Origin of the sequence: Streptomyces sp. NBC_00443, assembly GCF_036014175.1 — a bacterium.
Taxonomy (GTDB): Bacteria; Actinomycetota; Actinomycetes; order Streptomycetales; family Streptomycetaceae; genus Streptomyces.
On record NZ_CP107917.1, the window covers coordinates 564,650 to 583,859 of the forward strand.

Consider the following 19,210-nt stretch of genomic DNA (forward strand, 5'->3'; position numbering starts at 1 on the left):
CGGGCGGCGCGCCCTCCCCCGGGGCGTCACACGGCCGGACCCGATGCGACCTTCCCGGACTGCCGCGCCGCCTTGGACTGCTGCGCCGCCTGGGCCTGGTAGAGGCGCCGCAGGCGGACCACGCCCAGGTCGTGCTGGTACAGGTTCTCGTACTGGTCGGCGTCGGCGGGCATGGCCTCCAGCATGACGCGGTCCTGTTCGAGGACCTGCCAGTGGCGCTCCTCGATGAGTGTCTTGTAGAGGAACCGCCAGCTGTCCCGCTGCCAGCCGTCGACCCTGCGGTAGCGCCAGAAGAAGACGCCGGTGCGTTCGGCGTCCACCGGGCAGGCCATGCCGACGATGCCGAACGCGCCGCCCGGTCCCGCCGACGGCGGGTACGGAATGGACAGGTCCACCCAGTCGACGCCGGTCCTGCACAGCTCCACCCAGTCGAAGTTGACGCCCCGCTGGTCGGTCTTCTCGAAGAAGTAGCCGCGCTCGGTCTCCCGGATGCGGAACTTCGCCCGGGTGTCGCCGTCGTACATGGTGTGCGACTCGTGGTGCAGAAACGCGCCGTGCATCGGGTCGAGGAGGTTCTCCATGGCGTAGCGCCACGGCACGTTCCACTCGGCGTAGCACAGGAAGGCGGAAACAGCAGGGTCCGTGAGCGGTTCGGGGAGGGTCAGCTCCGCCGGCTCCGGGTGCTCCTCGTCGCCGAACCAAGCGAGGATCGCGCCGCCGACCTCGCGGACCGGCAGGGACGTGACGAGTGTCTTGCCCTCCAGGTTGCAGCCGGGCAGGCCGGGTACGGAGGTGACCGTGCCGGAGCCGTCGACCTCGACGCCGTGGTACCAGCACGCCACCCGGTCGCCCAGGTGTTTGCCGAGGGACAGCGGCGCTCCGCGGTGCGGGCAGCGGTCGGCGAGTAGCGACAGGGTGCCGTCGGCCTTGCGGAACAGCAGCCAGTTCTCGCCGAGGGCGGTGACCTTGCGCAGACCGCCGGGCCCGACGAAGTGGGAAGGGACGACCGGGTGCCACAGGTTGCGCAGGCCGTGGGCGTAGACGTGGTCCGCGGTGTCGGATACGGAAAGTGGCATCTCAGGCTCCCAGGCGGTGCATCTCGGTACGGAAGGTCTCCTCGGTCCAGGGCTCCCCGGACGGGGTGCGGACCTGCCGGGCATTCAGCCCGGCGACGACGTCGGCCAGTTCGTGGCCATCGTGGGTGAAGATCTCCTCCAGCGTCCGGGCGAGCTTCTGCTCGTAGGGGTGGGCTCGTGGTCGCGGGTCTGGTGAGGGGCGAGGTAGGGCCAAGTGGTGGCTTCGGTGGTCATCAGGGTCTCCGTACGGGTCACAGGTCCAGGACGAGGCGGTCGGAGGCGCACCGGGAGACGCAGAGCATCATCGTCTTGCCGGTGGCGCGTTCGGTCTCGCTGAGCAGGAAGTCACGATGGTCGGGGGTGCCGGCGAGCACGCGCGTCTCGCAGGAGCCGCAGATGCCGTCCCGGCAGGAGGAGTTGACGTTCAGCCCGGCCCTCTCGGCGGCCTCCAGGACGGAGGTGGTGGCGTCGACGGTCAGGGTCACGCCCGACGTTCGGCACTCGACCTCGAAGGCGGTGTCGTCGCCGGTGCGCTCGACGACGGGCGCGGCGAACCGCTCCACCCTCAACTGCCCGGCGGGGCACGCCCCTTCGACGGCCTTGAGCAGGGGTTCCGGCCCGCAGCAGTAGACCAGCGCGTCGGCCGGCAGGTCGCGGAGGGCGGCTGCCAGGTCGGGGTGGCCACGCTCGTCCTGCGGTACGAGGGTCACGTCGCCGGTGAGCGCGGACAGCTCGGTACCGAAGGCCATCGAGGCCCGGGACCGGCCGCCGTGGACCAGGCGGTACGGGATGCCGTCGCGGTCCGCCTGGCGGGCCATGGCCAGGATCGGGGTGATGCCGATGCCGCCGGCGAGGAAGACGTACGAGGAGGCAGGCTCCAGCGCGAAGTGGTTGCGCGGGCCGACCGCACGGACGCTCTGCCCGGGGCGGAGTTTGGTGTGCACGTGCCGCGAACCACCGCGTGAGGAGGGCTCGTTCAGGACGCCGATGCGGTACGTCGCCGAGTCTGCCGGGTCGCCGCAGAGGCTGTACTGGCGCACGATGCCACCGACATGCAGGTCCAGATGAGCGCCCGGGGTCCAGGCGGGCAGCGGCTTGCCGTCCGGCCAGGTCAGTTCGACGGAGAGCACGCCGTCCGCCTCCCAGGTCATCCGGCGGACGAGGAGGTCGAGTTCGTGCTCGTCGGCAGTGGTGGTCATGACGGTGGCCTCCCTACGCGGTGGGGATCTTGACGGGCGGGGTGAACGGCTTCTTCATCGGGCCGAGCGCGTCGAGGTCGACCTCGACGAGGGTCGGCCCGTCGGCAGCGAGGGCCGCCTGAAGGACCGGCGCGGCATCCTCCGGGGCGGCGATGCGGGCGTACGGCAGTGCGCAGGCGGCGGCGAGCGGGCCGAAGTCGGGCGTGAACAGGTCCACGCCGGAGCGGCGTTCGGCGTACCCGTCCTGCAGGTTGCGCAGCACCCCGTATCCGCCGTCGTTGAAGACGACCAGGGTCAGGCGGGGCCGTTCCTGGGCGACGGTGAGGAGTTCGCCGAAGTGCACGGCGAGGCCGCCGTCGCCCGCGATCACCACGGTCGGCTCGTCGGGGCGGGCGAGCGCGGCTCCGATGCCCATGCCGAGGCCCTGTCCGATGCCGCCGCCGCGCGGAAAGACGTTGGCGCGCGGGTCGTGGATCGGCAGGAGCCGGTTGCCCCAGGAGGACGACGGGATGGTGACATCACGGGCGACCACCGTGCTGCGCGGCAGAGCGGCGGCGAGAGCGTCGCAGACGGCGGCCTGGGGGCCGATGTCGTCGTGCAGGGCGGCTCGGACCTCCTCGCGGACAGCGGTGACACGGGCCGTCCAGTCGGTGTCGGCACGGTCGGCGGCTCCGGTCAGGGTGGGCAGGACGGTGGCCGCGTCGCCGTGCAGGGCATGGCGTGCCGGGTAGACCCGGCCGAGTGCGGCCGCGTCCACGTCGATCTGGATGTGCGCGTCAGGGAGCCTCAGGCCGTAGTCGGCGGTCTCGTTGGAGCGGAAGTGGGTGCCGACGGTCACGAGGACGTCGGCGTCGGCGAGCAGGGCGCGGGCGGCGGGTGCGGTGGCGAAGTTGCCGATCACGAGGGGGTGGTCCTCGGGAACGGAGCCGCGCCCGGAGTTGGACGTGAGCAGTCCGGCGCCGGTCGTCTCCAGCAGCGCGAGGAGTTCCGGCCGGGCACGGCACGCACCGCCGCCGGCCCAGATCAGCGGGCGCCGAGAGCCGCTCAACAGCAGCTGGGCGGCGGCGAGTTCGGCGGCATCCGTCGAGGGAGGCGCGGCGCCGGGGACTGCCTCCTCGGCATCCTGCTGTGCCGCGTACTGCAGGTCGATCGGCCACTCCACGCTGGCGGGGCCGCCGGGCACCGAGAGTGCCGCCGACGTCGCCTCGCGCAGGACCCGCCCGGCATCATGAGCGGACGTGACGGTGGCCGCGTACGCCGACACCGCGCTCAGCATGCCGAGTTGGTCCTTGGTCTCGTGGATGAAGCCCCGCCCGGTGCCCAGATACGCCGACTCGATCTGTCCGGTGACGTGCAGGACGGCCGTCCCGGACGCCAGTGCCTCGATCAGCGAGCCGGCGGCGTTCCCCGCCCCCGTACCGGTCGAGGTGAGGGCGCAGCCGATCGAACCGCGCGCCCGTCCGTAGCCGTCGGCCGCGTTGACGGCGGTCGCCTCGTGCCGGACCGGTACGAAGCGCAGATGCCGGTCGACGGCCTCCACGAGCGGCAGGTTGTGTACCGACACGACGCCGAAGACGGTGTCGATGCCGAGGGATTTCAGGTGGGCTACGAGGAGTTCGCCCCCGTTGTCGTACTGCATGGGCTGAGTCCTCACAGGATGCCGCGGCCGACTCCGCCGCAGACGTCGATGCTGGTTCCGGTGATGTACGAGGCGCGCGGGGAGAGCAGCGCGACGATCGCGTAGGCGACCTCCTCGGCGCGCCCGAGGCGTCCGAGTGCGACCCCGCGGTCGGCGGCGAGTTCGGCCTGCCACTCCTCGTACGTCAGGCCGCTGTCCGCGGCGGCGTGGCGGCGGGTCCACTGGCCGGTGTCGATCAGGCCGAGGCAGACGGAGTTGACCCGGATGCCGTCGGCGGCGAGTTCGGCGGACAGGGACTTGGAGAGGTTGAGGATGCCGGCGCGCGCTGCGCTGGTGGTGATCAGGCGGGTCTCGGGCTGCTTGGCGAGGACCGCGTTGACGTTGACGACGGAGGCGGTGTCCGAGGCGCGCAGGTAACTCCGGACGGCGGACAGGGGTTGAGCACACCGGCGAACTTCAGCTCCAGTTCGTCGCGCCAGTCCTCGGCGGTCGTCTCGTCGAGGCGCTTCATACGGGACTGGCCCGCGTTGTTGACCAGACCGTCGAGGCCGTCACAGAAGTGCTCGGCGGCTTCCTCCGTGAAGTGACGTACGGCAGCCGCGTCGCGGACGTCGCACGCTCCCGTGAACAGCCGGTCGGTGCCCGCGCCGAGCCGGGCGGCGGCCCTGGCGAGCCGTTCGGGGTCGCGTCCGCAGGTGGCGACGCGGGCGCCCTCGTCGAGCAGGGCGCGGACCGTGGCCAGGCCGACGCCCGAACTGCCGCCGGTGACCAGGACGGTGCGGCCGGCGAGGCCGAGATCCATGACGTACTCCTTGCGGTTCGGGTGGTTCAGTGCATGGTGAAGCCGCCGTTGACGGCGATCACTTGACCGGTGAGGTACCGGGATTCCTCGGAGAGGAGGAAGGAGACGAGGCCGGTCAGGTCGTCGGGCTGCTGCGGTCGGGAGATGGCGCGGCGCTCGGCGTAGAGCGCGTGACGCTCGGGCGGGACCGTCTCGGTGGCCTCGACCTCGGTGAGGCCGGGGGCGAGGGCGTTGACGGTGATGCCCCGCTCTCCCAGTTCGCGGGCCATGGCCCGGGTGAGGGAGATGACCGCACCCTTGGAGGCGATGTAGTGGGCGAGACGCGGAGAGCCGTGAAGGGCCGCGTCCGAGGCGATGTTGACGATCCGGCCGGGCCGGGTCATAAGCGGCAGCAGGTGCTTGGCGACGAGCCAGGGTCCGCGTGCGTTGACCGCCATGAGCCGGTCCCAGGTCTCGACGTCGATGTCCTGGAACTCCTTGCCGCCCACGCCGTTGGCGAGCGCCGCGTTGTTCACCAGGCCGTGGAGGGGGCCTGAGGCGGCCAGCCGGTCGGCGAGCGCGGTGACCGACTCCGAGTCGGCGACGTCGAGCGGTACGAACTCCGCCGTGCCGCCCGTCTGGCGGATCGACGCCGCCGTGCGCTCGCCCCGGGCGGCGTCGATCTCGGCGACCACGACGCGATACCCGTCGGCCGCCGCCCGGCGGGCCATGGCCTCCCCAGGCCACGGCCCGCCCCGGTCACGACGACCGTGCGCGCAGTGCTCTGCTCAGTCACGGGTGACGCCGTAGAGCGGCGAGTACTCGGGGTAGGTCGGCACCTGCGGCTTTTGCGTGCCGATGATCACGCAGAACAGCGCGTCGGTTTCGCCCTCGTTCTTCAGGGAGCGGGTGACGCCGGCCGGCACCACGATCATGTCGCGGTAGCCGAGGGTGCGGTACTCGACCTCGTCCGGGCCGCGGTGGATACCGACGCGGACCTGTCCCTCCAGGACGAAGAACGCCTCCTCGACGTCGTGGTGCGTGTGGGCGGGGCCCTCGGCGCCGGGCGGCAGCAGCATGTTGGAGAAGGTGAAGCCGCCGGAGGGGAGGATCCGGTTGTCGTTCTCGTGGTTGCCGGTGGCGCCGGAGCCGACGTAACGGATCTGCGCGCGCTTGTACTGCGGACCGGCCTTCTCCTGGAAGGACAGGGTGCCCCAGTCGGGCTCGCGCGAGCCCTTGGTGGCGATCAGGGCGTCGGTGTACTTGGCGAGGTCGCCGCCGTTGTCGTACTCGGTGGTGGTCACAGGCATGGGAATCGGCCCTTCCTAGCGGTGGGTGACGTCCGTCAGTGGGTGACGGACTGTCGGTGGGTGACGATGTGCAGATGGGAGGCGAGCCAGGCGTTGACGTGCTCGGGCTGCTCCTGGTTGGCCAGGTGACCGGCGTCCTTGACGATCACGTAAGCGGTCCTGTGCAGACCGCCGGCCAGGACCTGTGAGGCGTCGGGACCGGTGACCCGGTCCTGGTCGCCGCACAGGACGAGGGTGGGCGCGGTGATCCGGTGCAGTTCGCCGTGCAGGTCGGTGGTGGCCATGGCCTCGGCGGCGTGGCCGTAGCCGGGCAGTCGGACCGCGGCGGCCATGGTGGCGGTGACGCGCTCGACGAGGCCGGCGGGCGCGGCGGCGGACAGCAGGCGCGGGCCGCGGGCGGCGGCGAAGGCGTCCGGGCCGAGCCGGGCGAGCTCGTCTGCCCGTGCCCGCATTGCTGCCGCCTTGTCGGGATCGGTGCCCGAGCCGGGCGTCGAGGCGACGGCCATCAGCGACTCGACGAGGTCCGGGTGCCGTGCCACGAGCCGCAGCGCGATCACGCCGCCCCAGGAGACGCCGAGGACGTGGGCGGCACCGCCGCGAGCACGGATCACGTCTGCGGCCAGGTCGGCGTAGCCGTCCATCGTCAACGGGCCGGTCGGGTCGGCCGACTTGGCGTATCCGGGGGCGTCCCAGGCGACCATCCGGTACGACCTGCTCAGTGCCGCGAACTGCGGGGCGAAGGCGGCCGAGGACGAGCCGATGCCGTGGAGGCACAACACGAGCGGGCCGCTGTCCCCCGCCTCCTCCAGGTGGAGCCCGGCCAAGTCGTACGGGGCCACAGGGCCGGTCACAGGATCTGCCCCGTCCGGCCGGCGAGCGCGGCGAGGGAGCGCAGTACGGCGTAGGGGACGACCTGGCTGGTCGCCGGGTTGGCGGCGTCGGGCAGGTGCCGTACCTCGAAGCGGTAGGTGCCGTGCGCGCCGCTCGCCTCGACCACGTGCGAGGTGTGCGCGGCGGCGGGGTCGGCGACGACGCTCACCCGCACCGCGTCCAGGTCTCCGATCGCGAGGGCCACGGACGCGGCCACGTTCGTCGACTTGGGGAACTTCACGGGTACGTCCCGCGCGGTTCCGGCCATCACCTCCACCGGCCCGGTCGCCGACCGCATCCGGCCCAGCAACTCCTCGTCCATCCACGGCTGTTCGAGGGTGGACGGCAGCTTGGTGGTGGTCAGCCGCACCCCGCCGAGGGGGCCCATGGCGCGTACGGCCTGGAGCAGGTCGAGGCCGCCGACCGCGCCGCCGGTGAAGTACACCCGGCCCGGCCCGGCATTGAGGAGTTCCTTCGCCAACTGTTCGTCCGTGAGCGCCCCGGTCGAGGCGACGAGCAGGTCGGTGCCGGAGGCGAGGATCGCCGTACCCCATTCCCGTACGACGCCCTGCCCGGCGGCCTCGACGATCAGGTCGCAGGAGTCCAGGGCCTGTTCGAGGGTGCGCTGCGGTGCCGGGACCGAGTCGCCGAGCGGCCGGTTGTCGACGACGCAGACCAGTTCGGCGCCGGGTATCCCGCCCGCGGCGAGGGCACCGCCGACGACGCGGCCTATGGCGCCCCAGCCGATGAGGCCGACTCGGCGGGGGGTGGCGGGCCGGCCAGGTGCGTCGCTGCTCATGCGGGGACTCCTTCGGCGTCGACTGCGGCATCGACGGCGGTACGGGCTTCGGCGTCGACGGGCGGGACGACAGGACTGCCGTCGGGCGTGCCCGCCATGTGCGCGCGGATCTGCGGGGAGGGCGGGCCTGCCGTGCCCCAGACGTCGGAGAGTTCGGGCGTGCGCCGCCACACCTTGCAGATCCAGGCGTCCTCGACGACCTGGGCGACCTCGGAGGTGTACTCGCAGACGAGGCCGGTCGGGTCGGTGAAGTAGGAGAAGGTGTTATTGCCCGGCCCGTGCCGCCCGGGGCCCCACGCGGGAGTGACGCCGTGGTGCCGGAGCCGGCCGAGGCCGCGCATGAAGTGGTCGACCGACGTCATCTCGTACGCCACGTGGTTGAGCGACACCCACGGCGCCTGGTTGAAAGCGATGCAGTGGTGGTCGGCGTTGCAGCGCAGGAACGCCATCTGGTGCTCGGACCAGTCCGATACGCGCATGCCGAGGACGTCCCGGTAGAAGGCGACCGAGGCGTCGATGTCGGGTGTGTTGAGCACGGCGTGGGTGACGCCGACCGGCACGGCGGCATCACGCCCGCGGGCGGTGACGGCCCAGGTCTCGGCGGAGAGTTCGATGAGCCGTCCGTCGATGTCGTGGAACCGCAGGCCGTAGCCGCCCCCGACCTGGTCGAGCGGCCCCGGTCCGGAGACCGGCGTGATGCCGCGCGCTTCGAGGCGCCGTGCGGCTTCGTCGATCTCGGCGGGGGTGGCCACGGCGAAGGCGAGCCGGCCGAGGCCGGTCCGGTCGGCGCGGGTGAGCTGGAGGGCATGGTGCTCGTCGCCGGTGCCGCGCAGCCAGCTCGTGCCGGGCTCGGCCTCGACGACCTCCAGCCCCCACACCTCCTCGTAGAAGTCGGTGGCCTGCGTGAACTCCGGGGTGAGCAGCTCGACCGAGCGCAGGGCGCGCGGCCGGGCTATCGGGGGGTGAGTCATGGTGAGGGTCTCCGGGTGCGTTTCAGTTGGCCCAGGGCAGGGGCGTGGCTTCGGTGCCCCAGTACAGGGACTTCTGCCGCTGGTAGGAGCGGATGAGGTCGCGGCCCTTCTCGGTGCCGAGGCCGCTGTCCTTCATCCCGCCGAAGGGGGTGGAGATGGAGAACTGCTTGTAGGTGTTGATCCAGACGGTGCCCGCATCGATGCGCCGGGCGAGCCGCCAGGCGGCGCGGGCGTCACGGGTCCAGATGCCGCAGGCGAGCCCGTACACGCTGTCGTTGGCCTGCCGCACCAGGTCGTCCTCGTCGTCGTAGGGCAGCGCGACGAGGACCGGGCCGAAGATCTCCTCCTGGCAGGTCCGGGCGGAGTTCGGCAGGCCGTCGATGACGGTCGGCAGGTAGTAGGCGCCGTCGGCGTACGCCTCCCCCGCTGGGATCGCGCCGCCGCACAGGACGCGCCCGCCCTCCGCCCGCGCGAGGTCCACGTACGCGGCGACCGCGTCCCGGTGCCGGTGATGGACGAGCGGGCCGACCTGCGTGTCCGGGTCGGTCCCGGGCCCGACGCGCAGCTTGCGTACGCGCTCGACGAGCTCGGCGACGAAGGAGTCGTACAGGGACCGGTGCACGAAGAGCCGGGAGCCGGCGATGCAGGACTGTCCGCTGGACGAGAAGATCCCGAACATCACGCCCGCCAGCGCCTGTTCGATGTCCGCGTCCTCGCGCACGACGGTCGGTGACTTGCCGCCGAGCTCCAGTGAGGCAGGGGCGAGCTTGCCGGCTGCGGTCCGGGCGATGGCGCGGCCGGTGGCGGTGCCGCCGGTGAAGCCGATGCGGCGCACGAGCGGGTGGTTGACGATCGCGTCCCCGACGACGCTCCCCCGGCCGGGCAGCACGGACAGCAGCGCGGTCGGCAGCCCCTCCTCGGCGAGCACCCGGTGGACCAGGCGCCCGAAGGCCAGGGAGACGAGCGGGGTCCACTCGGCCGGCTTCAGCAGCACCGCGTTCCCGCCGGCGAGGGCCGGGGCGACCTTCTGGGCGTCGGAGGCGATCGGCGAGTTCCACGGGTTGATCGCACCGACCACGCCGATCGGCTCGTGCACGCTCATCGTGACGTACGGCCCCCGGGCGGTGGTGAGCGAGTCCTCGGCGGTCTCCAGCGCGGCGGCCGTGTACCGGAAGGACGCTGCGGCGCTCAGCGCGAGCGCCCAGGTCTCGGTGAGCGTCTTGCCGGTGTCGGCGGTCTGCAGGGCGGACAGGTCGTCGGCGTGCTCCTCGATCAGGTCGCCGATGCGGTGCAGGAGGCGGGCGCGCCGGTGCGGGAGCAGGTCCCGCCACACGGGCGCCGCCATGGCCTCGGCGGCTGCCTCGGCCGCCTCGTCGACATCGGCGGGCGAGGCGGCGTGGACGGTGGTGATCGGGGTGCCGTCGGCGGGGTTCACGGTCTCGATCGGCGCGCCCGTGCCGCGCCTGAAACACCCCGCGATGAGGATCTCGTCGACTCGTGTGGGCGGCATGGCAGGACCTCCGGATCGGATGTATCGAAGTCCTGAATATCTAAGGCCTTAACTATTTTTGCCGCAAGGGGAACCTGGCAAGTTTTTTGCACGACGTGAGGGCGAACCCTTGACTCGCCGCTTCACAGGCGGGATAAAACTTTAGCGCTGAGAGATTTAGCGCTTAGCCAGCTGGCCTCCGCGGCCCCGATCTCCGAGCCCCGTCCCCCTCTGTCGCCGAGCCGGCGTACGGCTGTCCAGCCGCCGCCGACCGGCCCGAACCGTCCCGTGCGTATCCTGTGCCTTTCCCAGCACCCCGTGCGCGGGTCCGGAGGACCCCTCCATGACGACCGACACTCCCCATGCCACCGCGGGCCGACCCGCGGACACCGCGGCGCTCGTCGCCGCGATCGGCGCCCGCTTCGAACGCCTGCCGCTGTGCCGGTGGCACGTCACCGTCCGGCTCATCATCGGCGCGGTGACCTTCTTCGAGGCCTTCGACCAGTTGCTCATCGCCTACGCCCTGCCCGAACTGCGCGCCGAGTGGCAGCTGACCACCGGGCAGACCACGTCCCTGATCACGGTCGGCTCCCTGGGCATGCTCGTCGGCGCGCTCCTCTCCGGCCGCCTGGCCGACCGCATCGGCCGGGTGAAGGTGATCGCGGCGTGCATCGCCCTGTCCAGCGTCTGCAGCCTGCTGCTCACGCTGTGTGCCTCACCGGGGCCGTTCATGGGGCTGCGCTTCATGCAGGGTCTCGCCATCGGCGGCGAGGTGCCGGTCGCAGCCACCTTCATCGCCGAGATCACCCGCGCCCACAAACGGGGCCGTTTCGTCCTGCTGTACGAGCTGGTCTTCCCGGCCGGCCTGACCGCGTGCGCCGTGCTGGCCTGGTGGCTGATGCCGATCCTCGGCTGGCGCTGGATGTTCGGCCTCGCCGCGATCCCCGGCGTGCTGTGCGTACTCGTCGCCCGCTATGTGCCGGAGTCGCCGCGCTGGCTCGCGGACCACGGCCGGCACGAGGAGGCACTGGCGACGATGGCGTCCATCGAGACGAAGGTCGAGCGGATCACCGGCGAGCCACTGCCGCAGCCGGCGCCCGCGGCGCCCGTCGCGCACAAGCCCGCCGCCAAGGGAGCCCTGCGCGAGCTGCTCTCCGGCCGCTACCGCAAGCGCACCCTGGTCGTCTGCGTCCTGTGGTTCTGCGGCTACTTCGTCAACTACGGCATCTCGTCCTGGCTGCCCACCATCTACGGCTCCCGCTTCCACCTGAGCCTGTCCGACGCGCTGCTGTACTCGACCGTGACGTCCTGCGCGGGCTTCCTCGGCTGCCTCGCCGTCGCCCTGACCGTGGACCGCGTCGGCCGCCGGCACACTGTCACCTGGTGTCTGGGCGGCGCCGCCCTCAGCCTGCTGTTCCTCGGTCTCTTCGCCGGCGGCTCGGCGAGCAGCGTGCTGATCTGGACGTCCCTGTCGGCGGTGTTCTTCTTCGGCGCCAACATCTGCCTGTACCTGTACACGCCCGAACTCTTCCCGACCCGCATACGCGCCCTCGGCACCAGCCTCGGCGGCGCCGTGAACCGGCTCGGCGTCATCCTCGGCCCGATCGTCGTCGGCGCGGTCTACGCGGGCGGCGCCCTCGGCACCGTCTTCGTGACCCTTGCCGCGGTCGCGCTGGTCGGAGCGGTCACGGCAGGAGTAGCGGCGGAGGAGACGAGCGGGCGGCGCCTGGAGGACGTGGCGCCGTAGGTCGCCGGCATGCCGGAGCCGTCGGGATCCAGGGGGTCCCGACGGCGGGCCCCGAACCGCCCTCACCTATAGGAATTCCGAAAAATAGCCCATAATGCCTGCAAGGAGAACCCTTGTGAGCAATCCCGCCGACGAGCTCGACTACCGGACCCTCCGGCTCGACCGAACCGGTCAGGCCGAGGCCTTCGACGCCATCGGCGAGCGCTATGACGAAGCCTTCCCGCACAAGGAGGGGCAGGTCGCGGCCGCCGAGTGGCTCATCGGGTCGCTGCCGCCCGGATCCCGGGTCCTGGACCTCGGGTGCGGCACCGGCCTCCCGACCGCACGCCGGCTGGCGCAGGCGGGCTTCGACGTCGTCGGGGTGGACCTGTCGGAGCGGATGGTCGCGCTGGCCCGCGAGCATGTGCCAGGCGGCGAGTTCCACCGGGCGGACATCGCGGACCTGCGGCCCTCAGGCTCCCTGGACCTCGGCCGCTTCGACGCGTTGACCGCCTTCTTCACCCTGCTCATGCTGCCGCGCGCCGAGATCCCCCTCGCCCTGCGGACCGTCGCCCACCTGCTGGTTCCGGGGGACCGTTCGCGCTGTCGATGGTGGAGGCCGACGTGGACGACTTCGCGATCCCGTTCATCGGCAGCAGCATCCGCGTCTCCGGCTATCTGCGGGACGAACTGCGCGAGGTCGTCGAGACGGCGGGCTTCGAGATCGTCGGGGAGGCCTCGTACAGCTACGCGCCGGCGGTCGCCGACATCCAGCCCGAGGTACAGATCTTCCTGCGGTGCGTACGGCACTCCTGACGACCCCTGACCCGCCCGCCCCGGCGCAGGCCGCACGGCCGGAAGGACAGGCATGACGAAGCAGCTCGGAGGTGGTGATCCAGCGCCGCCGGCCACACAGACCTCCCCCGCCACCCCCTTCGCCGGCGGACCGGACGACGCCGAGCCGCACATCGACAGGCTCCGCTACCTCGACGCCGCGACCCGCCGGATCGCCCGCGGCATGAACCTCGACGAGACCCTGCACGAACTGTGCCACGCGGCCGTCCCGGCATTCACCGACACCACGTTCGTCCACCTGTACGCCCCCCTGCCGGTCGGCGACGAGGCGGGCCCCGCCCCCGGCGACCTGCGGCTGCACAGCGCGGCCCGCGCGTCACCCCGGGACCCGGGCGCCCGGGGGTGCGGACCGCACCCGGCCGACGCGTACGCCGCCCCGGCGGCAGAGGTGGTGAACCCCGCTGCCGACGGCCTGCTCAGCAAGCTGCTTCAGGCCGGGCGGCCGGTGTTCGGAAACACCCCGGGCATGACCTCCGCGGCGGCCGAGCTGCTGGGTGCGGCGAGCACTGTTCCGGCGGTGCCGCCCGGGCGGCGGCTGATCATCGCCCCGCTGCACGGCCGCAGCCACGTCCTGGGCAGCGTCGTCCTGATCCGCGGAACCGGCCGCCCCGAGTTCACCGATGACGATCTGATCGTCGCCTCCCAGCTCGCCACACACCGCACTCGGGCTGGAGAAGGCGATGCTGTACGAGCGTGAGGCAGCCATCGCGGACACGTTGCAGCGCACCATGCTCCCGCCGTCGCTGCCGGAGCCGCCCGGTGTCCGGCTGGCCAGCCGCTATCTGCCGTCCTCGCGCACCGCGCAGGTCGGCGGCGACTGGTACGACGCGATCCCGCTGCCCGGCAACCGGGTCGCCCTGGTCATCGGCGACGTGATGGGCCACTCCATGACCTCGGCCGCGATCATGGGCCAGCTGCGCACCAGCGTGCAGACCCTGGCCGGGCTCGATCTGCCCCCGGACGAGGTACTGCACCACCTGGACGAGCAGGCGGGCCGGCTGGGCAGCGAGCACACGGCGACCTGCCTGTACGCCATGTACGACCCCGTGCAGCAACGCCTGCTGGTGGCCAACGCCGGCCATCTGCCACCGGTGCTGCTCCATCCCGACGGCCGAGCGGAGGTTCTCCAGGTCCCGCCCGGGGCGCCGATCGGCGTCGGCAGCGGCGGATTCGAGTCCGTCGAGACGCACGCACCAGCCGGGGCGACCCTGCTGCTCTACACCGACGGCCTGGTCGAGTCCCGCGACTCGGACGTGCTGACCGGCGTGGAGGCGCTGCGTGCCCGGTTGCACGTGGCCTCGGCCGGGTCGGTGCCGCCGGCGCTGGAGGAGCTGTGCGACGAGGCGCTCGGCGCGCTGGGGGCGGGTGGCCGGGACGACGACATCGCGCTGCTCGCCGCCCGCTTCGAGGGGATCCTGCCGGAGACCGTCGCGTACTGGTACATGGCGCCCCGCCCGCAGACCGCGGGCCAGGCCCGTCGGCTGACCCGCCGGACGCTGGGCCACTGGGGACTGGAGCCCCTGGTGGAGACGACCGAGCTGATGGTCAGCGAGGTGGTGGCGAACGCCGTGCGCTTCGCATCCCGGCCGATCACGCTGCGGCTGCTCTGCACGGACGTGCTGCGCTGCGAAGTGGGCGACGACTCGCCGATCGTGCCGAGGATGCGGCACGCCCGGCTGAGCGACGAGGGCGGCAGAGGCCTGTTCCTCGTCGACCAGCTGGCACAGCACTGGGGCGCGACGAGGGTGAGCACGGGCAAGGTGGTCTGGTTCGAACAGCTCCTGCCCGACACATCCACGGGTGCACCCACGAGTGACTGAACCCCGTCGGTCGGCGTCAGTCGGCGCAGCAGTCGCCCTCGGTGCTGCCTGCGGTGATCGCGTCGAGTCGGCAGAAGCAGGAGGCCTCGACCGGTACGTCCGCCAGCGCGGCGGCGAGACGCAGCTGCCCGGCCACCACCTGTGCCTCCCCGGTTCGGCCCAGGCGCGTCAGGCACTCGTGCAGGCCGTGCAGGGACCAGACGTTGTTGGGGTGCTGAAGGGCGCGCGGGAGGGTGCCGTCGAGGCCGAGGTCGGCCCGGTAGACCGCCTCCGCCTCCTCGACACGGCCCTGTTCCAGGAGGAGGGCGCCGTAGGCGTGCCGGGTGGGCTGCATCCAGCCCCACGGTTCGTCGTAGGGGAGGTTGTCGTCCAGTTCGATGGAGCGTTCCAGCGTGGCGAAGGCGGCGTCGTGGTTGCCCTTGCGGTACTCCAGTTCGCCGTCGAGCATCGCCGAGGCGATCGCGAGGATGTCGGCGCAGGTGTTGTTGAAGAGCATGCGGGTCTCGGGGACCCGGGCGACTGCCTCGTCAAAGAGCCGGCGTTCCGTCTCCGCCTCCGGGACGCGGTGGGTCGAGGACAGGGCTACGCCGCGGGCGTAGTGGAGCATCGCGGTCGTCACGCAGTACAGCTCGGGGTCGGCGGGCATCGGCAGGGCGAGGATGTCGTGCCAGCGGCCGAAGCGGATCAGTGCGTGGAACCGCATGCCGAGGAAGGCCTCCAGCCAGTCGGCCATGGGCGGACTCGGCACGCGCAGCAGGTCTTCGGGGATGGACGCCTCCAGCTCCGCGGCGGTCTTCAGAGCGACCTCCGACTGGCCGAGGAACATCGCGCCGTAGATCTTGAAGTGGTAGTTGTGCGAGCGGTACAGGGTGTAGAAGTTCATCGCGCCGGCCCGGGCGTGGTACTTCTCGTCGACCGCGATCGCCGCCGTGTTGTCCGAGACCACCCGCCGGTAGTCGCCGCAGAGCACCTCCAGGTGCGACGGCATGTGGTGCAGATGCCCGGCGTCGGGTACCAGCCCGCGCAGCCGGTCCGCGATCGACAGGGCGGCCTCGGGGGTCGGGGACATCTCCATCAGGTGGATGTACAGGTGCACCAGGCCCGGGTGGTCACGTCCCGCGTCGGTGCCGAGGCCCCGTTCGAGGACGGCCCTGGCCGCCACCGTGCGCGCGCCTTCGGCCGGCTCGCCGGTCCTGAGGTCCCACAGCTGCCAGGGGGTGAGGTTCATCAGGGCGTCGGCGTACAGGGTGGCGACGTCCAGGTCGTCGGGGGCGAGCTCGTAGACCGCGCGCATGCTGTCGGCGTAGGGGGCGTTCCAGACCGAGCAGTCGTCGACGGCCTTCGCCTGCGGGTAGCGGGCGCGCAGAGCGCCGATCAGGGCCTGCTCGACGGGGGTGGCGGCTGCCGCCCTCTCGTGGGCCGTCTCCACGGCGGCGTGGGTGCGGTCGACGGTGCGCACGAGTTCCTCGTCGTCGAAGAACTCCCACGGCTTGTTGTAGTTCGGGCCGAGCGCGTAGGCGATGCCCCAGTGGGACATCGCGCAGTCGGGGTCGGCTTCGGCAGCCGCCTGGAAGCAGGCGACGGCCTCCTCGTGGTGAAAGGCGTACGTCCACGTCAGCCCGCGGTCGAACCAGAGTTGGGCCTGCGCCGAAGAGGTGGTCACGGAGCGGGTGTAGGTGCCGAGATCGTAGTACTCCATGGCTCTGTCTCCTGCCTGTGCGCCCCGCCGGTCCGTTCCCGAGTCTTCCCGAGAGCACCGGGTCTCGCACCGACAACGGGGACAGGCCCTGCCCGGTTGCGGGGTCCTGCCCGTTTCAGGTGCCGGAGTCGGTCCGCGTCGCCGTGGGTACTCGGCACGGTGGTGCGGTGACGAGCCCGGTGCCGTGGCCGGGTGAGTCGGTTCGTGCCGCCCAGGTGCGGGCGGGGCGCCTCGTGGCGCATTCTTGCTGTGTCGCGCGCGTGACGGCGTACGGACGAGGTAGGGCCGATGACTGGGAGCGCCGAGGGCGCAGAGCGGGCGCCGGGCAGGCTGGCGGCGCTGCTGATCGATGCCTCGGCGGAGGCGATCAGCGCGGCCGGTGGCCACGCCGGAGGGGTCTATTTGCGTTCCGCCACGCCCGGACTGCTGCGCCTGGCGGTGCTGGAAGGGCTGCCGGGGCCGTTGTTCCGGCCGTGGTGGCGGCTGCATGTGGACCGGCCGTTCCCCGTCGCGGACGCCTACCGGCTCGGGGTCGAGGTGGTGCTGCCGAACGCGACGGAGACGATGCGCCGCTACCCCCAGTTCGCGGCCGGACTGCCCTTCCCGTTCGGATCCCTGCACGTCCCCGTCGCGGGTGCGTCGACCGTCTTCGGTGTGCTGACCGTGCTGCTGCCGTCGGCATCGGACGGCACCGAGTTGCTGCCCCTGCGCGAGCGCGTCGCGCGGCTGGCCGAGGAGCTGGGGGTGGCACTGGAGAAGCTGGAGGACCAGGACGCGTCGGCGGTGTCCTGGGAGAGCGGGCCGTTGTGTGTCCGCCCGCCGGCCCGTCGCCCGCCGGCCGGGCACCTCGGGCGGTTCACCTGGGATCCGGTGACCGGCGTCCTGGCGGCGGACGAACGGCTGAGGTTCGTACTCGGCATGGCTGCGGCGGAGGCGCACAGCACCGCGGAGGCGTTCGCGGACGCGGTCGCCCCGGCCGACGCGGTGCGGATTCTGGCGGCGCTGCGCGAGGCAGCCGGTGGCCGGCCACCCGCGCTGCCGCTGTACGTGCGCTCCGCCGACGGCGCGCTACGCCTGGTCGAGGTCTGGGGGCCGTACGACGACTCCGCCCGCCCGCGTGCGACGAACGTACGGGGCCTCGTCGTCGACCCGGGGCAGGGCAGGGTGGCGGACGCGGCGGCCGATCTGCTGCCGGAGGGCGTGCTGTGCCTGGACCGGCTGGGGACGGTCGTGTACGCGAATCCGCCCGCGGCGCGGCTGCTGCGCCGGCCGCGCAGCGAGTTGCTGGGCCGGGCTCTGTGGGAGGGCGTGCCGTGGCTCAACCAGCCCACCCTCGAGGACCATATGCGCGGCGCACTGCTGTCCCCGGATCCGGTGCACTTCCATGTCCGAAGACCGTCCGCGCACGCCCGTGAGCGCGCCGCCCAGCCGCTGACCGGGGACTGGCTCGCCCTGTCCATCTATCCCGGCCCGGACATTCTGACCTGCACGATCCGTGTGGGGCACCGGGTCGCGGACAGCCCGTCCGGGGCGCCGGAGGGGCACGGCACCCCGGCGCCGACCGGTGCGCCGTCGCTCGCCCCGCTGTACCGCCCCATCGTGCTCGCCATCGCGCTGACCGAAGCGGTCACCGCCCGTCAGGTGTCGGCGGTGGTGATGCGGGAGCTGCTGCCCGCGTTCGGCGGCCGTCGGCTCGCCATCTACCTGTTGCAGGAGCGGCATCTGTACCTGGCCTGGGAGACGGGTTTCCCCAAGGGGTTCCTCGCCCCGTTCGACGGGGTGGGGCTGGACGAGCGGCTGCCCGGGGTCGAGACGCTGACCAGCGGGCGCCCGCTGTTCTTCGACTCGATGCAGGAGCTCTCCGACGCCTTTCCGGGCATCGCGCTGGACGCGACGGAGGGGGCTCGTGCCTTCCTGCCGCTGATCGCCTCCGGGCGTCCCGTCGGGTCCTGCATCCTCGGCTTCGACCGGCCGCGCAGCTTCAGCACCGAGGAGCGCACGGTGCTCACCGCCATGGCCGGACTGATCGCCCACGCCATGGAGAAGGCGCAGCGCTACGAGAACGAGGCGGCCCTCGCTCGTGGGCTGCAGCAGGCGCTGCTCCCCCGGCGGCTGTCGCAGCATCCGCTGATGGAGACCGCCGGACGCTATCTGCCCGGCACCCAGGGCATGGAGGTGGGCGGTGACTGGTACGACGTCGTCGCCGCCGGGGACGGCCTGGCCCTGGTCATCGGCGATGTGCAGGGGCACGGCGTGCAGGCGGCTGCCACCATGGGGCAGCTGCGCAGCGCGGTGCGGGCCTTCGCGCTCGGCGACCGGCCGCCCGACGAGGTCATGAGCGGCACCAACCACCTGCTCATCGACCTCGACGCCGGCCTGTTCGCGAGCTGCTGCTACATCCGGCTCGATCCCAGGACCGGCGTCGCGCAGGCTGCCGTGGCCGGGCATCCGCCGCCGCTGCTGCGCCGCCCGGACGGCCGTACCCATGTCGTCGACCTGCCCGGCGGGGTCGTGCTCGGCGTGGATCCGCAGGCGACGTATCCGGTGGCGGAGCTGCGGATGGAGCCGGGCGCCGTCCTCGCGCTGTACACGGACGGGCTGGTCGAGCGGCCCGGTGTCGACATCGACGACGGCATCACCGCGCTGCGGGTGGCACTGGCCAAGGCGGGTGCCCCAGGCGCCCGGCCGGGTGGGCGCTCGCTGGGGGGCATGGCCGACCGGCTCACCGCGACGGCCCGGCACATGGCGGACCGCCCCGACGACATCGCGCTGCTGCTCGCCACCCGGCGCGCCACGGCGCTGCGCCCGAGCTGACGCCGCGCGCCGACGGCGCCGTGCCGCACCCCCGGTGCCGTAACCCTGCTGCGGGGACGGGAGTTGCCGCATTCCGGGCACCACACCCGTGGCCGTGGTGTGAGAGAGCCGGCAAGTCCTGTCACGGTCTGTGACGTCTCTCGCCTCCCGGCGCCCGGCAGT

11 protein-coding genes and 5 pseudogenes are annotated in these 19,210 nt (G+C 72.3%); 4 read left to right on the forward strand and 12 right to left on the reverse strand.

Annotation, left to right across the window (positions count from 1 at the left end):
• Window positions 1-26: 26 nt before the first annotated feature.
• The 11 genes and pseudogenes from OHO27_RS02610 to OHO27_RS02660 all read right to left on the reverse strand — a co-directional run bounded on the left by OHO27_RS02610 (window position 27) and on the right by OHO27_RS02660 (window position 10,155).
• A complete protein-coding gene (locus OHO27_RS02610) occupies window positions 27-1,076 on the reverse strand; it encodes an aromatic ring-hydroxylating dioxygenase subunit alpha (RefSeq protein ID WP_328419864.1) in 1,050 nt (349 codons plus the stop codon).
• Between the two features lies 1 nt (window position 1,077).
• Window positions 1,078-1,310, reverse strand: a pseudogene (locus tag OHO27_RS02615) (recombinase-like helix-turn-helix domain-containing protein).
• 17 nt (window positions 1,311-1,327) lie between these two features.
• Complete coding sequence (locus OHO27_RS02620; protein ID WP_328419865.1) at window positions 1,328-2,275, reverse strand: PDR/VanB family oxidoreductase; 948 nt, start codon at window positions 2,273-2,275, stop codon at window positions 1,328-1,330.
• Window positions 2,276-2,288: 13 nt separating this feature from the next.
• Window positions 2,289-3,914 (reverse strand): thiamine pyrophosphate-binding protein, encoded by a 1,626-nt coding sequence (locus tag OHO27_RS02625; protein ID WP_328419867.1) that lies wholly within the window; start codon window positions 3,912-3,914, stop codon window positions 2,289-2,291.
• An 11-nt stretch (window positions 3,915-3,925) separates the two neighbouring features.
• Window positions 3,926-4,716, reverse strand: a pseudogene (locus tag OHO27_RS02630) (SDR family oxidoreductase).
• 26 nt (window positions 4,717-4,742) lie between these two features.
• Window positions 4,743-5,491: pseudogene (locus OHO27_RS02635) on the reverse strand (SDR family oxidoreductase).
• The gene (locus OHO27_RS02640) at window positions 5,484-6,005 is read right to left on the reverse strand and encodes a cupin domain-containing protein (RefSeq protein ID WP_328419869.1); all 522 of its coding nucleotides are present in this window, start codon (window positions 6,003-6,005) and stop codon (window positions 5,484-5,486) included. Before OHO27_RS02640 ends, OHO27_RS02635 begins: the two are co-directional and overlap by 8 nt.
• Window positions 6,006-6,040: 35 nt before the next feature.
• Complete coding sequence (locus OHO27_RS02645; RefSeq protein WP_443059507.1) at window positions 6,041-6,856, reverse strand: alpha/beta fold hydrolase; 816 nt, start codon at window positions 6,854-6,856, stop codon at window positions 6,041-6,043.
• Window positions 6,853-7,674 (reverse strand): aspartate dehydrogenase domain-containing protein, encoded by an 822-nt coding sequence (locus OHO27_RS02650; RefSeq protein WP_328419871.1) that lies wholly within the window; start codon window positions 7,672-7,674, stop codon window positions 6,853-6,855. The genes OHO27_RS02645 and OHO27_RS02650 overlap by 4 nt, the downstream gene beginning before the upstream one ends.
• A complete protein-coding gene (locus OHO27_RS02655; protein WP_328419873.1) occupies window positions 7,671-8,645 on the reverse strand; it encodes a VOC family protein in 975 nt (324 codons plus the stop codon). The genes OHO27_RS02650 and OHO27_RS02655 overlap by 4 nt, the downstream gene beginning before the upstream one ends.
• A 22-nt stretch (window positions 8,646-8,667) precedes the next feature.
• The gene (locus tag OHO27_RS02660; protein ID WP_328419875.1) at window positions 8,668-10,155 is read right to left on the reverse strand and encodes an aldehyde dehydrogenase; all 1,488 of its coding nucleotides are present in this window, start codon (window positions 10,153-10,155) and stop codon (window positions 8,668-8,670) included.
• 322 nt (window positions 10,156-10,477) lie between these two features.
• Between OHO27_RS02660 and OHO27_RS02665 the strand changes: the two genes are divergently transcribed.
• The 3 genes and pseudogenes from OHO27_RS02665 (at window position 10,478) to OHO27_RS02675 (ending at window position 14,535) form a co-directional block, all read left to right on the forward strand.
• A complete protein-coding gene (locus tag OHO27_RS02665; RefSeq protein WP_328419877.1) occupies window positions 10,478-11,881 on the forward strand; it encodes an MFS transporter in 1,404 nt (467 codons plus the stop codon).
• 94 nt (window positions 11,882-11,975) lie between these two features.
• A pseudogene (locus tag OHO27_RS02670) lies at window positions 11,976-12,676 on the forward strand (class I SAM-dependent DNA methyltransferase).
• Window positions 12,658-14,535: pseudogene (locus OHO27_RS02675) on the forward strand (SpoIIE family protein phosphatase). The pseudogenes OHO27_RS02670 and OHO27_RS02675 overlap by 19 nt, the downstream one beginning before the upstream one ends.
• Before the next feature lie 16 nt (window positions 14,536-14,551).
• On the opposite strand, the gene OHO27_RS02680 reads toward OHO27_RS02675, so the two are convergent.
• Complete coding sequence (locus OHO27_RS02680) at window positions 14,552-16,234, reverse strand: tetratricopeptide repeat protein (RefSeq protein WP_328419879.1); 1,683 nt, start codon at window positions 16,232-16,234, stop codon at window positions 14,552-14,554.
• A 288-nt stretch (window positions 16,235-16,522) separates the two neighbouring features.
• Between OHO27_RS02680 and OHO27_RS02685 the strand changes: the two genes are divergently transcribed.
• Entirely contained in the window at window positions 16,523-19,048 is a 2,526-nt protein-coding gene (locus OHO27_RS02685; protein WP_328419881.1) for a SpoIIE family protein phosphatase, read from the forward strand.
• Window positions 19,049-19,210 lie beyond the last annotated feature (162 nt).